Here is a 14691-nt window from a genome sequence, read left to right as displayed (position 1 = left end):
TGTATAATGATTGATAAAGATATCTGATATCATTTTTTGTGATGACAACGGGCCAAAAGGGAGGCATTCCATATGGATAGTGCGGAATTGCGGATATTTCAAGCCGTTGCTCGGGACGGCTCCATCACAAAAGCTGCCGCCCGGCTTGGCTATGTGCAGTCCAATGTGACGGCTCGCATCAAGCAGCTGGAGACGGAGCTGGGGACTGATTTGTTTTACCGGCACAACCGGGGGATGACCTTAACCTCCAGCGGCAAGATGCTGTTGGATTATGCAGACAAAATTATCGGTTTGCTGGACGAAGCAGCGTCGGCGCTCTCCTTCTCCGGCGAGCCGACCGGTCCGTTGCTGATCGGCTCGACGCAAACGACGGCGGCAGTGCGGATGCCTAAACTGCTCAGCCAGTATTATGAAAAGTATCCGAAGGTGGAGTTAACCCTGCTGACAGATATGTCCGATCGCCTGATGGAGAGAGTGCTGCAATATGAGTTGGATGTCGCTTTTGGCAGCTTCCGATTTAATCATGAGGATCTCACTCGCCTTCCCGTCTTTGACGAGGAAGTGGTGGTTATTTCTCCACCGGGCATTGAGAGCTTGGACGAGGCCCTGTTGAAGCCTAGCTTGGTGTACAACCGCGGCTGCACCTTCCGCGAACAGCTCGAGGAGATGAAGAAGACCCACGGTCAAACCAACGTCGCCACGATGGAGTTCGGCACGCTGGAAGCCATTCTTGGCGGCGTCTCCGCCGGACTTGGCATCTCGCTGTTGCCGCGGATGGTCGCCGAGCAGAAGGCGCAGGAAGGCGCCATGCGGATTCACGAAGTTCCCGAATCGATGCGCTACTTGAAAACCGAGATTATTTACCGCAAAACCGCCCAACCCACCAGTGCACTCCGCGCGTTAATCGAGTTGCTGGGAGAGCAGGAAAGGATGGTTTCGTAAGTGAGGAGCGGTGCCTGCTCCTGCCGCCGCCATAGCTCTCTGTGGAGGGGATGACAGTTGCAAGGGATGATGAATGTACGGGAAAGGTTGCGCAACAGAGTAATGGTGACGGTAGAAGCTACCTGCGACGAGTGAGGGTACGATGACGGTGAGGTGCTGCGCTCGACGCGGTGCCGTGCTAGGGACGGTGCTGCGCTAGGGCAGTGCGGTGCAAGGGCGGTGTTGCGCAAGAGGTGGCGCTGTGCAAGAGGCATGCGGTGGAAGAAACATGCGGCGGAAGAGGCATGCGGAAGAGGCGTGCGGAAGAGGCATGCGGAAGAAGCGTGCGGCGGAAGGAGCGGCGTATGAGGCACGGCAAAATCATGAGGCGGTGCGGCGCAAGAGGCGCGGCAAAATAGCGGTAAAAAATGGCCTTATTTTGCCTTTGCCGCGGATTTGATGAAAAATAAGGCCATTTTAGGGCCTTATTTGGGGGAGGTGGCGCGGATTCCCCCCGTTTTTAGGGGGATCCGCGCCAGATAAGGGAAATTTTTGGCGTTATTCACGCCAAAAATTTGGGATTTGGCCGAATAGCGGAATGAATTACCGCTATTCGCAGGACGAGCCGGCTGGACTCCGTGAACGTGGAGTCCAGCCGGCTCGTTTTGGCGCGGCCGTACGCCCGGCGAGGCCGCGGGCGGGTTCGCGCGCTAGGCCTGCTCCGCCTCGTTGAGCGCCCGCAGCAGCGTGCGGCGGTCGCGCACGCGATGGGCTTCGCGCAGGCTGCGCGCGAACAGCTCCTCGCCGACGCCCAGCTCGGCGAGGGTGGACGGCCCGCCGGCCTGGCGCAGCAGGCCGCGGAGCTCGGCTTCGCCGGGCAGGTCCCGCAGCCAAGCGCGGACCTGCTCCCGGTGCTCCCGGAGCGCCGCAGGCTCGGCGCCCGGGAGCGTCCCTTCGCCCGCGGCGTGGTACACGCGGGCGATCTCCGCACAGGCAACGCCAACTTTGGCACCGTGCAGCAACGCCCGCCGGCCCTGGCGCAAGAACTCCATCTCCCAGTAATGGGAGAGATGATGCTCTGCGCCGGAGGCCGGGTGTGACTGCCCGAACAGCAGCATGGCGATGCCGGATTCGATCAGCGCCGTCATCAAGGCGCGGATCCCTTCTTCCGTGCGCGCGCCGATGGCTTCGGCGTGCGATACGCAGCTGCGCAGCGCGCGCTCGGTAATCGCCGCCGCCTGTTCGTCATAAGGTTCCCCCGCTGTCAGGTGGGAGAACTTCCAATCGAACAGGCTGGTGTATTTCCCGAGCATATCGCCAAAGCCCGCAGCCACCAACCGCTGCGGGGCCGCCATCAGGATGTCGAGGTCAGCAAAAATCGCCACCGGCGGCACCGCCGGCACCGTCTTTTTGACCCCTCGCACAATCAGCGGCGCGCCCGCCGAGGTGAAGCCGTCCACGGACGGCGCGGTCGGCACTGACACAAACGGCTTGCCCGTTTTGTGGGCGGCAAACCGGACGATGTCGTGGATCGTCCCGGAGCCCACCGCCAGAAGCGCATCCGTCTCGTCAGGACGGATCTCCAGCAACAGCTGAACGATCGCAATCTCGTCAGCAACTACATCGCCTTGCGCATCCGGTTGAATGAGAACAACGCGCGTCTTCACGCCCGCTACTTCTAGCAAACCCATCAGCTGCTCTCCCGCCGCCGCATACGTGTGATCGTCCGCCACCAGCAGGATTTGGCGATAACCTTGTTCTCGCAAGTAAGGAGCAACCTTCCGGATGACCCCGCGGTCGAGTTCAATCACCTTCAACGGCTCCAACGTTCTGTCTTGCAGCATGTATTTCCCTCCCTTGACCATCCATCAACTTCCTGCAACTTTCTGAAAACCACATCCAAAACCTCATGGTCCTACAAATGCCACACTTCCCCGATCAGCGAAAAAAGTTCCCTAACTCATCACTCGCAACACCCACGGTTCCGGCTTAAATCAGTGATTATGAACTTAGCATAAGGGGAGCGAAGCTTCCAGTCCTTCCCCCGTCCTTGTACAGCCCTTGAACAAGTCGGCCTCCTCACTCCCCTGCATCTTCCCTCCGCTTACTCCGCCGATTGCTTGATTCGCTTCAGCCGCTTCATCACGTCGTTTGCACCGCGGCCGAAGTAGTCGTGCAGCTGGCTGTATTCCTGATACAGCTTCTCGTATACTTCAACGTGCGCCGGGATCGGCTTGAACGTTTCCTCTTTGACGCGGGCCATGTTCTGGGCCGCATCCAGAATCGAGTCGTAGCCGCCTGCTTCCGCGCCTGCCGCCACCGCTGCGAACATCGCCGCTCCGAGGGCCGGCGTCTGCTTGGAATCTGCCACAAAAATCTCGCGGTTCGTCACATCCGCATAGATCTGCATCAGCAGGCGGTTTTTCTGCGGCAGTCCGCCGCAGGCATACAACGCGTCCACTTGCACCCCATTTTGAACAAACGCATCGATAATTTTACGCGTGCCAAAAGCCGTTGCCTCCAGCAGCGCCCGATAAATCTCCTGCGGTTTGGTCAGCAGCGTCATCCCGAGGATCATGCCAGTCAAATCCGTATCCACCAGCACGGAACGGTTGCCGTTCCACCAGTCAAGCGCGAGCAAGCCCGTTTGCCCCGGTTTATACGCCGCCGCTTCCCGCTCCAGCCATTGATGCACGTTCAGGCCTTCCTTCTCCGCCGTTTCCTTCACGTACGCAGGCAACGCTTCCTCAACATACCATTCAAAAATATCCCCCACAGCCGACTGCCCCGCTTCATAGCCGTAAAAGCCCGGGATGATCCCGTCCTCAACAACGCCGCACATGCCTTCCACCTGCTTCTCTTCCGTCCCCAGCAGCATGTGGCAAATGGAGGTCCCCATCGCCATCACCAGCTTGCCCGGCGTGACAACGCCAACGGCCGGTACGGCTGCATGGGCGTCCACGTTCCCCACGGCCACGGCGATGCCTGGCTTCAGGCCCATCATCTCGGCCATCTCCGGCAGCAGTCCGCCGGCGTTTGACCCGAGTGGAATCACGTCGCCGCGCAGTTTGGTATCCGTCAAATGCTCCAGATGAGGATCCAGCGCTTTAAAATACTCCTTGCTCGGATATCCGTCCTGCTTATGCCAAATCGCTTTGTATCCCGCTGTGCAGCTGTTGCGGACGATGTTGCCGGTCATTTGCGCGATAACCCAGTCGGTCGCTTCCAGAAAAAGATCCGCCTTCTCGTAGATCTCCGGCGCTTCATCGAGGATTTGCCATACCTTCGCAATCATCCATTCCGACGAGATTTTCCCGCCATACCGCGCCAGAAATGCTTCTCCCCGCTCCGCCGCAATCGCGTTGATCTTGTCTGCCTCCGGCTGAGCCGCATGGTGCTTCCACAGCTTCACCCAGCTATGCGGGTTATCGGCTAACGCCGGATCGAAGCTGAGCGGCTGGCCTTGCGCGTCCACCGGCAGCATCGTGCAGGCGGTAAAATCGATCCCTATCCCGATCACATCCGCCGGATCGATACCCGATTCCTGGAGCACTGCAGGCACCGAGCGACGCAGCACCTCAATATAATCGCCAGGATGCTGTAAAGCCCAGTCGTGCTCCAGTTTGATCCCGGAGCCAGGCAACCGCTCATCAATCACATGATGCGGATACGGCGTCACATGATCGGCAACTTCGCGGCCGTCCGACAAATCCACCAGCACGGCGCGGCCAGACTGGGTGCCGTAGTCGATGCCAATCGTGTATTTTTTTCCCTTGCTCATCGTAACCCCTCCCTGCTACTTTCTCGATTATTTCTGCCCGTAATAGGCATTGGCTCCATGCTTCCGCAAAAAATGCCGATCCAGCAGCGCCTGATCCATCGCCGGCGTATTCGGATTGATCTGTTCCATACGAGCGGCGATCTTCGCCACCTCTTCCAGCACGACCGCATTATGAACCGCATTGTGCGCATCCTTGCCCCAAACAAACGGCGCATGCGAATGCACAAGCACTCCCGGCACCTGATTCGGATCCAGCCCTAGCTCGTTGAACCGTTCTACGATCACATTTCCTGTCTCTAATTCGTAAGCGCCTTCAATTTCGACTCGTGTCATCGGCCGCGTCACCGGAATCTCTCCGTAAAAATAATCTGCATGCGTCGTCCCATACGCCGGTAACGATCGCCCTGCCTGAGCCCAGCTGGTTCCCCACGGCGAATGGGTATGCACAACCCCGCCGATGTCAGGAAATTCACGATACAGCACCCGGTGCGTCGGCGTATCCGAGGACGGACGCAAATTCCCTTCCACCACATTGCCGTCCAGGTCGACCACGACCATATGCTCCGGCTTTAGTTCCTCATACGGCACGCCGCTCGGCTTAATGACAAATAGTCCGCTTTCCCGGTCAATCCCGCTGACGTTTCCCCACGTAAACGTGACCAGTCCATACTTCGGAAGCTCCAGATTGGCTTCCCAAACCTGCTGTTTTAAGGCTTCCAACATCGCAAGCTTCGTCCCCTTTCGTTCTCCCATGTCTTCCTACACCATAAAAGGTACGTACAAGTTACCAAGCACCTGTTCCGGCCTAAAGCGGCACCGCCCAGCCAATCTCCAGCAGGACGGTGATCGCCAAGTGGTCTATTTCCCGTTGTGTCTGATCTGATAGCTCTTTCATACCAGTTTATTTCAATACCGTTCGTTCCAGCACCGAATCCCGTTCAATCAGCTCCGGTTCAAACACCGTATCTCCCGGTGTTTCCCCGCGCTCAATCATCCCGATCAACTGGCGGGCGGCAAGCTCGCCCATCGCCGTTTTGGGGTGGGTCAGCGTCGTCAGCTTCGTGCCCGAAGCCGCCGCCAGGCTGGAATCGTCAAAGCCGATAACGGACAAATCCTCAGGAATCCTCAAGCCGCACGCGGCAGCAGCATCCATCAGCCGTACCGCTAACTCGTCGTTGTAACATACCCATGCGGTTGGCCGCTGATCCTCCGATTTTCGAAGCAATTCCAGCGCTTTTTGATAGGTGTAATCACCTTTTTGCTCCGTCGTAAACGTCACCACATGCTGCGGCGACACCGTAATTCCAAAGTCCCGATGGGCGGATAGGAACCCTTTTAGCCGGTTGACACCCTGCAGGTCATCTCTTTTGAAAAATCCAGCGATCTGCCGGTGCCCTTTTTCCAACAAAAACAGCGCTGCCTTCCGGCCTCCCGCCTCGTCGTTCACCTTCAGGCACGGACATTCAAGCTCAGGGTATCTCGCATTGATCATCAAATACGGAATCCCCTTCTCCTGCAACTCCAAAAAATACCCCAAATTCGGGTTCCCCTCCGCACTCTTTGTCGGCTCGATAATCAGTCCGCTGAGCGGCTGGCTCGTCATGAGCTGCAGGCTGTCCCGTTCCTTCTCCTTCGTGTTGTCCGTGCTCGACAGCATCAAGCGATACCCATGTTGGCGCAGCTCCGCTTCCGCCCCTCGAACGATATGGGGAAAAATATAATCGGAAATATACGTCGTCATAATGCCGATCGTCTTCACCGCTTCGCTCTCCCGGCGGGCGGGATGCCGGACAAACGTACCTTTGCCCTGGATGCGCTCCAGCCAGCCTTCCTTCTCCAGTTCGCCAAACGTTTGCCGTACCGTCTGCCGGCTTAAGCCAAACTGCTCGGCAATTTCGTTCTCTGACGGAACCTGTTTCCCAGGCTGAAGCTTTCCTTGCTCAAGCCAAGACAATAGTTCGTTTTTCAGCTGCATATATTTCGGAATTTTCCGGTCATTCATGTTTCGTCCACCCTTCACCAATGCCACCGTTCTCTTTTACTACCCGTTATTGTAACATAGGCCGGGCGAACGCAGAGGGCTGTTTCCACACCTTATCCAATAGCAAGCCAGTTTGGCGTCAAACCGCTGCAACTCGCGTCACTGCCGATGCGATTAGCGCAACCGGTAAGCCGCATCGCTCCAGCGCAGTTCGTTCTTGAAGCGAGGTACCGAGGTATCCTTGTCGATGATCACCGCTTCGATACCGGCCATTTCCGCCCAGTCGGACAGGTTCTCGGCCGTAATCGCGTAAGACAGCACCGTATGATGTGCCCCGCCGGCCAAAATCCACGCTTCCGCCGATTCACGCAACGAAGGCTGCGGCTTCCACAACACGCGGGCTACCGGCAGCTTCGGCATCGGCTTTTCCACCTTCACACCGTCAACCACGTTAACCAGCAACCGGAAGCGATGGCCCAAATCTACAAGCGAAGCGTTGACCGCCGGACCTGCCTGACCGTCGAACACCATCCGTGCCGGATCGGCTTTGCCGCCGATGCCCAGCGGGTGCACTTCAATCGTTGGCTTCGTCGCCGCAATCGTCGGGCATACCTCCAGCATGTGCGCGCCCAAAATCATGTGATTGCCTGGCTCAAAATGATACGTGTAATCCTCCATAAACGAGGTGCTTTGGTTGTTCGCCAGTACTTTGAGCACACGAGTCAGAGCTGCAGTCTTCCAGTCGCCTTCCCCGCCAAAACCGTACCCGGCTTCCATCAACCGCTGCACAGCCAGACCCGGGAGCTGCTTGAGTCCGTGCAGATCCTCAAACGTCGTCGTAAACGCCCCAATGCCGCCTTGCTCTAAGAAGCGTTTCATAGCAATTTCGAGCTTCGCCTGATACGCGATGGAATCGCGAACCGGCCCGCTGCTTAAACCAGCTTGCGTAATAGTGTACTGTTCGGCATATTCCTTCAGCAGCGCTTCGGCTTCCGCATCGGTGACTTCGTTTAGCACCTGCACCAGATCGCCAACGCCGTACCCGTTCACCGACCAGCCGAACTTGATTTGCGCTTCAACCTTGTCGCCTTCCGTCACGGCAACTTCGCGCATGTTATCGCCAAAGCGCGCCACCTTCAGCTGCCGGCTCTCGGCGTAAGCGACCGCAGTCCGCATCCAGCCCGCCAGCGATGCACGAACTTCCTCGTCCTCCCAATGTCCAACGACAATTTTGCGGTTGAGCCCAAGCCGGGCACCGATATGTCCATACTCGCGGTCCCCATGCGCCGATTGGTTCAAGTTCATAAAGTCCATATCAATCGTTTCCCACGGAATATCGCGGTTAAACTGCGTATGGAAGTGCAGCAGCGGTTTTTGCAGTTGAGACAAGCCAGCGATCCACATTTTGGCTGGCGAGAACGTGTGCATCCAGGTAATAATCCCCGCGCAAGTCTCGTCGCTATTTGCAGCTAGAATCAGCTTGTAGATCTCGTCCGGTGTCGTCACGATCGGTTTGAACACCACCGGGAACCCAATCGCCGGGTCTTGGTCCAGTTGTTCTGCGATAATGCGGGAGTGGTCGGCTACCTCCTCCAGTGTTTCAGGGCCATATAAATGCTGGCTGCCAGTCACGAACCAAAATGAATGCGGTTTCAATTTCATGCCAAAGCGCCTCCTTAGGTAAAATGATTGCTCCCTAACTTGTACATACCATATTATTAATTCCGACACTTTATTACTAATTGTACGTACAAGTTGAATTACCCTCATTGTACTTCCCGTGACTTCAAATGACAATAGGGTTCCCGAAATTAAAATGAATTTTTGGCAGCACGAGCCCCAGCGGCATTAGCACCATTCGGTTCCATCCAGCTCCATTCAGTTCCATCCAGCTCCATTCAGTTCCATCCAGCACCATTAGTTCCATCCAGCACCATTAGTTCCATCCAGCACATTGATCAACGCCAACACTATCCATCACCATGCTGCAACGCCAGCTCCCCCCTGTTCCGTCACCATCCAGCGCTTCCAGCACCACCCCTGCAGTGCTAACGGACCGAGGCGCCCTTATTTTGATCATATGCGCCTTCTCCCAATTTTAACGGACAGAGGTGACCTTAGTTGGCCCCAATCCGGTGTCTTAGGCTTGTTTTGGGCAGAATAAGCGCACTGAGGTCCGTTGCTATGAACGTTTTTGTCAAGCCCTCAGTTTAAACCTTGCCTGAGCACGTGGCGCGAGAGCAAAAATGCGAGCGACGGTCGGCACGCTGCTATCCGTGGGTTGGTTACCACATGTTATGCCTTCGTCAAGGAGAGCTTTTGCAAGCTAGAAACGCACGTTCAGTCCCTTCCGAAACTTAGTGCAAACGGACAACGCAATTTCTCTCCCAAACCTTCGTTTGCTCCCGGGCCTCGTGCTCAGGCGTGAGCTTGTCAAGCGTCTTCCTTGACAAGCGGGTAGTTACAAATCAACACTTTTGCAATTCCTCATCGAAGATGAGGAACGCCACACGGCGAGTGTGGGGGTGCAGGGGGCAAGGTCCCCTGCGTCCTTCATCATCGAAAAGCTGTTAGGATGCGGCGGGCTGTTCCACGGTTCGGGCAACAGCCCATACAAACCCAATCAGTTCCCTGGCCACCGCACCGACGGCCACATTCTTGTGTTTGTTCTTTCCAAACACAAGATGGCGGTATTTGGAATGCAGTCTTTCTTGGGCCTTCCAGGACAACAGTTGTACGTCGGCCGGCATGCCATCTAGTCGTTTGGCGAGATCGCCCTTCACGGCAGGACGATGACGGTAACTCCAAGCGGACTCCACTAAAGTCCGGCGCAAGCGGCCGTTTCCGGCTTTGGTCATGCTGCCTCGACGAGTACTTAGGCCCGTGGAATACTCACGAGGGACCAGTCCCAAGTACGCCATCAGTTGGGCTGGGGAGCGAAAACGCGCAAAGGTTCCGATTTCAGCCGCAAGGGTGATGGCTGTGAGCAATCCAATCCCGCGTAAGGACTGAAGAACTTGAATTAGCGAAGCCTTGGAGCCGGTCGCCGCTTGCTCTACCAGTGCTTTTTCTAGGCGACCCATGCGCTGCTCGATCTCATTCAAAGCATGAAGCATCTCATCGAAGGCCACCTGCATGGGCTCGTACGGGAATACCAGTTGCCCCAGCCAGACGCGATACTTCTTCGTCCAGCGACGCTTGATTGTGGCCGGTGGCTCTATCTGGTGACGGAGCAAGAACTTCAAGACCCGCTGACGAGCCCGGTGGGCATCTTCCTTGGCAGCTTCACGGGCGCGAACCAATTCCCGTAGAGCCTCATCTTCCCGTTCGGGGACGTAAACGGGAGCGAGCTCTCCTGCACGATACAAACGCGCGAGTTGCTCGGCATCCCGTCGATCTGTTTTCACTTGGTCGCCGGGGCGTTTGGGAATGAGCGATGGAGCAATGACGACACAGTGGGCCCCCATGGAGGTGATCCAGCGATAGGTTTCGTAACCTGTGGGTCCTGCCTCGTAGCAAAACGATAGCGTTTCGGCCGCTCCCAGCTCTTTGATAAGCTTGCGTAACGCTGCCGGTGTGTGGGGAATGGTTCCGTAATAGCGTGGAGCTTCCCCGCTCACATCTGCAATCGCAACCGAAATTTTTTCTTTGGATACATCTAAACCGACGAATTTTGTGGTAGACTGCATAGTATCAGCTCTCCTTTGCTATGTAGCTCTGAAATGGTTTGGGTTAATCACTATCCATTTTAACCTACGAGATGTAGCAATTTGGAGGGCTGTCTTTGTTTTACGTTCATCTTAGCTAGAATCAAAAATCCAGCAAAATGGTGCAAATAACGTCTCCTGTGTCCGTTAGCCCAACTCATCAAGCGGCTTTCCTACACATTAAGCTCCTTCCAAACTCATCAAGCGTACAACAGCACACCAAACTCCTTTCCAGCTCATCAAGCTCCTTTCGAGAAAACCTCATCACGAAAAAACAGACCCCATTTAAACCGGAGTCCGTTTTCATGCTCTGGACATGTCTACTATGTCTACGATTATTCTCTCCTCTATACCAGCTCTCCATCTCTTTCCCTCATGCCCTCCACGCACAATCCAAACCTCAGCATCAACCTACGGCTTATGCCCGCGGACCGAATCCTCTGTATCTTTCTCCCTAGCTCAAAATCCCTGGCTGCGGAGTTACGCCAAATGCGGCGGCTAAGTCGCGCAGCTGAGCGTCGGTGATTTTTTGCAACACCGGGCGGTCGCCGAGCAGCATGTAGATTTGCGCGGCCTTCTCCACCGTCTCGATCAAGCCAAATGCTTCGTCGATCGTCGTACCGGTGCCAAAAATCCCGTGCTGCGGCCATATCACCACGCGGTGCTCACGCATCTTCGCTGCGGTCGCCCGCCCGATGTCCGGACTGCCGGGCACCATCCACGGCACGATCCCGATGCCGTCGGGGAACACCACAAGGCATTCCGTGCACATTTCCCACAGCGTTTTCGTCAGCCTTTTCTCGTCCAGCTCATGGACAAAGGTCATCGCCAGCGCATGTGTGGCGTGGCAGTGCATAATGACCCGGTGTGCCGGATCGACCTTCAAGCGCTCGATATGGCTCATCAAATGGGACGGCAGCTCGCTGGTTGGCACCGCCCCATCCCGCAAGCCCCACAGCACCTCAATCTCATCGCCGCTATCACTCACCCGCAACACGCCCAGGTTTGCCTCCGGATCGGAGATCACATTTTTGAAATACTTGCCCGAGCCCGTTACGATAAAATAACATCCCGCCAGTTCCTTCACCGGAAACGTCAGCGGCAGCTTGCGGCGCTCCGCAGCAGAGGCGGTTCCGATATATTTTTCTACCTCCGCCTCATGGAGCAAATAGCTGATGTTGCCTCCGTTGCGCTCATCCCAGCCCAACCGCCACATATGGTACGTAATTTCCGCCATCTCCCGGATAAACGGGACTTCCAAACCTGGGATCCGCCAACCTTTCTCCACTTCCGATACCATCGTAATCACAGTAGGTTCCTCTCCTTACTCAAATATATAAAGCTTAAAAAAATGCAACTGCATGAGTTACCTTCGTTACCGCGCCTCGAGCACCTTCGTCTCGTAGTCTTTCACTTCCGCCAGCCACTCCTCCCGCACCGGCACACCTTGGGAAGCGCAGAAGTAATCCCAAATCGCGCCGTACGGATACGATTTAAACTCTTCGACCAGCGCCAGTCGAGACGTGTAGTCGCCGTCCAGCTCCAACTGCTTTAACGTGTCAACCGGCTCCAGCATCGCCCGCAGTAGGGCTTTTTGGGTGTTGCGCGTACCGATGACCCAAGCCGCGATATGATTGATGCTGCCGTCGAAGAAGTCGAGACCGATATGCGTGCGGTCCAGCAATTCCCCACGCACCAGCTCGCGAGCGATTTCCAGCAGTTCGTCATCCATCGTTACAACGTGGTCGCTGTCCCAGCGCACCGGGCGGCTGACGTGCAACAGCAGCGCACGGCCAAACAACAGCCAGGAGGACAGCTTGTTGGAGATCGTCTCCGTTGGATGGAAATGACCGGCGTCGAAGCAAACCGCTTTGCCCCGGGATAACACATAGCCCATGTAAAATTCATGCGAGCCAACGACATAACTTTCCGAGCCAATGCCAAACAGCTTGCTCTCGACCGCGTCGATGTTGTATTTCTCGTCGATTGGCTCGGCAAAAACTTCGTCAAGCGCCTCCATCAGACGGGCCCGCGGTGAAAGCCGATCCACCGGCGAGTCCTTGAACCCGTCCGGAATCCAGACGTTGGTGACGCAAGGCTGCCCAAGCGCACGACCAAACGATTCAGCGATTTTGCGCGATGCCTTACAGTGCTCGATCCAAAACTTGCGTATCTCCGGGTCCGGATGGCTGAGCGTAAATCCGTCCTTCGCTTTTTCATGGGAGAAGCAGGTCGGGTTAAAATCCAGCCCCAGCCCCCGCTCCTTCGCCCAATCGACCCAACCGGCAAAATGCCGCGGTTCCAGCGCGTCCAGCTCAACTGCTTCATCCGTATCTGCGTAAATAGCGTGCAGGTTGACTTTATGCTGACCCGGTATCAAACGAAGCGCTTGGTCCAGGTCTTGGCGCAGTTCCTCCGGCGTCCGCGCCCGCCCTGGATAACTGCCGGTAACCGCCAGGCCGCCGCCCAACTCCTGATCCTTGTTGAGGAATCCCTTAACGTCATCCCCCTGCCAGCAATGCAGCGAAATTTTGATTTGAGCCAGCCGGGCCAGCACAGCGTCGACGTCAATTCCATGGCGTTCATACAGCTTTTTTGCTTCGTTGTAGCTGGTTTGAATCGCGTTGTCCATGTTTGCTCCTCCTTTTTGGCCTAGATTCATTTATCTATCCGCTCAATGCTATAATCATCAATCCAATCGTCACCGCGCCAACAAAGCCGCGAACCGTTTCCTTGCCTCTGCTATCTCATCGGCATGGTTCCCGTGAGGAACATACGTCCGGATCGAAAAAGACCGCCGAATCAGCTCACGTCCCTCGCTAATATCGCGAATAGCGCCGCTGCTGATCATCTGTACCAACAGATTCCCCAGCGCGGTGGACTCCGTTGGCCCGGCTTCCACCAGAATGCCCGCTACGTCCGCAGTCCATTGGCACAGCAGCTCATTGTTGGCACCGCCGCCAACGATGTGGAGCTTCTTCGGTTTTTGGCCGGTGAGCCTTGTCAGCTCCTGCAAGTAAACGTCATAAGATAAGGCCAGACTGTCAAAAATGCACCGCGCTACCTCACCCGGTGTACCCGGAACGGGCTGATTCGTCTCCCTGCAATACTGCCGGATTTCCTCGGTCATCTGCGCAGGATTTAGGAACCGGTCATCGTTGCAGTTGATCAGGGACCTAAGCGGCGTCGCGGCCTCGGCCAGCTCCACCAACTCCGCATAGCTGTGCTGTTTTCCGTAATCCTTCCGGACCTCTTGGATCAGCCACATGCCCATGATGTTTTTCAAAAAACGGTACGTCCCGTACGCGCCCCATTCATTCGTATAATTGTGCTCCATCGCTTCCGGGGTCGCGAGCGGCTCCTGCCGCTCTACACCGATCAGTGACCAGGTTCCGCTGCTCAGATACGCCCACGAATCACCGCTGGCCGGAACGCCTAGTACGGCAGAAGCCGTATCGTGCGTCGCCGCCACGATCAACTCGCATTCGGGCAGCCCATACTCCTGAACCAGCTCCGGCTTGATGGCCCCCAGCCGCGTCCCCGGCTCCGTCAGAGCCGGAAACTTCGATCGGGACAGCCCCAGAAGCGCGAGCAATTCCGGATCATAGTCGCGGGTTTGCAGATTCAGCAAAGAGGTGGTTGACGCATTAGTCATCTCGCTGATCCGCTGCCCGGTCAGCAAATAATGGAGATAATCCGGTACAAGCAAGATGTGCTTGGCTTTCGCCAACTCCTCACGATCATGCGCATACAACTGATACAACGTATTAAAGGCTAAATGCTGAATCCCCGTTTTCTCATAGATCCGTGCAAATGGGATAACCGCATGTACCTGAGGGACCGCCGCGTTCGTCCGGGTATCGCGATAAGCATATACTTCGCCGATCCGCTCACCTTTCTGGTCCAACAACGCATAGTCCACGGCCCATGTATCGATGCCCAACGTGCAGCGCTCGATGCCTAGCTTTTTCGCCTGTTGCAAGCCGCGGAGAATTTCTCGGTACAAATGATCGATATCCCAGTAACAATGCCCGTCACGCTCAGAAAACCCGTTATCAAACCGGTGGATATCCTGCAGCGACAGATGTCCGTCCTGCAGGGTTCCCCTTACCAGCCTCCCGCTGGAGGCGCCGATATCCACGGCAACGTAATCTCTCATCGCTAAACGCACCTCGCTCTGGAATGCTGCCTGTTCCTAATTTCATCCTATGTCTGTTTTTCTTTGAAGTCAACATAAACAAACAATTATTATGTTGTTTTATTTTTGTTTTTGTATTTTCCGTGAAAATGTTCCTCTGGTC

At 56.1% G+C, this 14691-nt stretch carries 12 protein-coding genes and 1 pseudogene; 2 read left to right on the top strand and 11 right to left on the bottom strand.

All coding sequences use genetic code 11. The features are described from left to right. The first annotated feature begins 72 nt into the window (after positions 1 to 72). Together C812_RS03700 and C812_RS22925 are read left to right on the top strand one after the other, a co-directional pair. Positions 73 to 942 (top strand): LysR family transcriptional regulator, encoded by an 870-nt coding sequence (locus C812_RS03700; protein WP_016311345.1) that lies wholly within the window; start codon positions 73 to 75, stop codon positions 940 to 942. A 310-nt stretch (positions 943 to 1252) separates the two neighbouring features. After that, complete coding sequence (locus C812_RS22925) at positions 1253 to 1381, top strand: hypothetical protein (protein ID WP_279626206.1); 129 nt, start codon at positions 1253 to 1255, stop codon at positions 1379 to 1381. 895 nt (positions 1382 to 2276) lie between these two features. Here the strand turns inward: C812_RS22925 and C812_RS23060 are convergent. From C812_RS23060 to rhaB, 11 genes and pseudogenes are all read right to left on the bottom strand, one after another. Then, positions 2277 to 2765 (bottom strand): annotated as a pseudogene (locus C812_RS23060) (iron-containing alcohol dehydrogenase); the annotation flags it as partial. Between the two features lie 260 nt (positions 2766 to 3025). Then, positions 3026 to 4702: a ribulokinase gene (locus tag C812_RS03685; RefSeq protein WP_016311343.1), complete on the bottom strand. Its 1677-nt coding sequence runs from the start codon at positions 4700 to 4702 to the stop codon at positions 3026 to 3028. Positions 4703 to 4729: 27 nt separating this feature from the next. After that, positions 4730 to 5425 (bottom strand): L-ribulose-5-phosphate 4-epimerase, encoded by a 696-nt coding sequence (gene araD / locus C812_RS03680; RefSeq protein WP_036624622.1) that lies wholly within the window; start codon positions 5423 to 5425, stop codon positions 4730 to 4732. 178 nt (positions 5426 to 5603) lie between these two features. Next, positions 5604 to 6704, bottom strand: coding sequence for a GntR family transcriptional regulator (locus C812_RS03675; protein ID WP_016311341.1), 1101 nt, complete (start codon positions 6702 to 6704; stop codon positions 5604 to 5606). A gap of 153 nt (positions 6705 to 6857) precedes the next feature. Next, a complete protein-coding gene (gene araA / locus C812_RS03670) occupies positions 6858 to 8345 on the bottom strand; it encodes an L-arabinose isomerase (protein ID WP_016311340.1) in 1488 nt (495 codons plus the stop codon). A 124-nt stretch (positions 8346 to 8469) separates the two neighbouring features. After that, entirely contained in the window at positions 8470 to 8610 is a 141-nt protein-coding gene (locus tag C812_RS22490) for a hypothetical protein (protein WP_167669294.1), read from the bottom strand. A 9-nt stretch (positions 8611 to 8619) separates the two neighbouring features. Then, positions 8620 to 8763 (bottom strand): hypothetical protein, encoded by a 144-nt coding sequence (locus tag C812_RS22200; RefSeq protein ID WP_157274696.1) that lies wholly within the window; start codon positions 8761 to 8763, stop codon positions 8620 to 8622. A gap of 490 nt (positions 8764 to 9253) precedes the next feature. After that, positions 9254 to 10372, bottom strand: coding sequence for an IS110 family RNA-guided transposase (locus C812_RS03665; RefSeq protein ID WP_016310904.1), 1119 nt, complete (start codon positions 10370 to 10372; stop codon positions 9254 to 9256). Between the two features lie 472 nt (positions 10373 to 10844). Further along, complete coding sequence (gene rhaD / locus C812_RS03660) at positions 10845 to 11696, bottom strand: rhamnulose-1-phosphate aldolase (protein WP_036624620.1); 852 nt, start codon at positions 11694 to 11696, stop codon at positions 10845 to 10847. A 69-nt stretch (positions 11697 to 11765) separates the two neighbouring features. Beyond that, entirely contained in the window at positions 11766 to 13022 is a 1257-nt protein-coding gene (gene rhaA, locus C812_RS03655; protein ID WP_016311337.1) for an L-rhamnose isomerase, read from the bottom strand. A 69-nt stretch (positions 13023 to 13091) separates the two neighbouring features. Beyond that, positions 13092 to 14549, bottom strand: a complete 1458-nt coding sequence (gene rhaB / locus C812_RS03650; RefSeq protein ID WP_016311336.1) for a rhamnulokinase — start codon at positions 14547 to 14549, stop codon at positions 13092 to 13094. Positions 14550 to 14691: the final 142 nt, after the last annotated feature.

The sequence above is a fragment of the Paenibacillus barengoltzii G22 genome (assembly GCF_000403375.2).
GTDB lineage: Bacteria > Bacillota > Bacilli > Paenibacillales > Paenibacillaceae > Fontibacillus > Fontibacillus barengoltzii.
The sequence above is the reverse complement of the archived record's forward strand: the minus strand, read 5'-3'. Positions and strand labels throughout refer to the sequence as shown.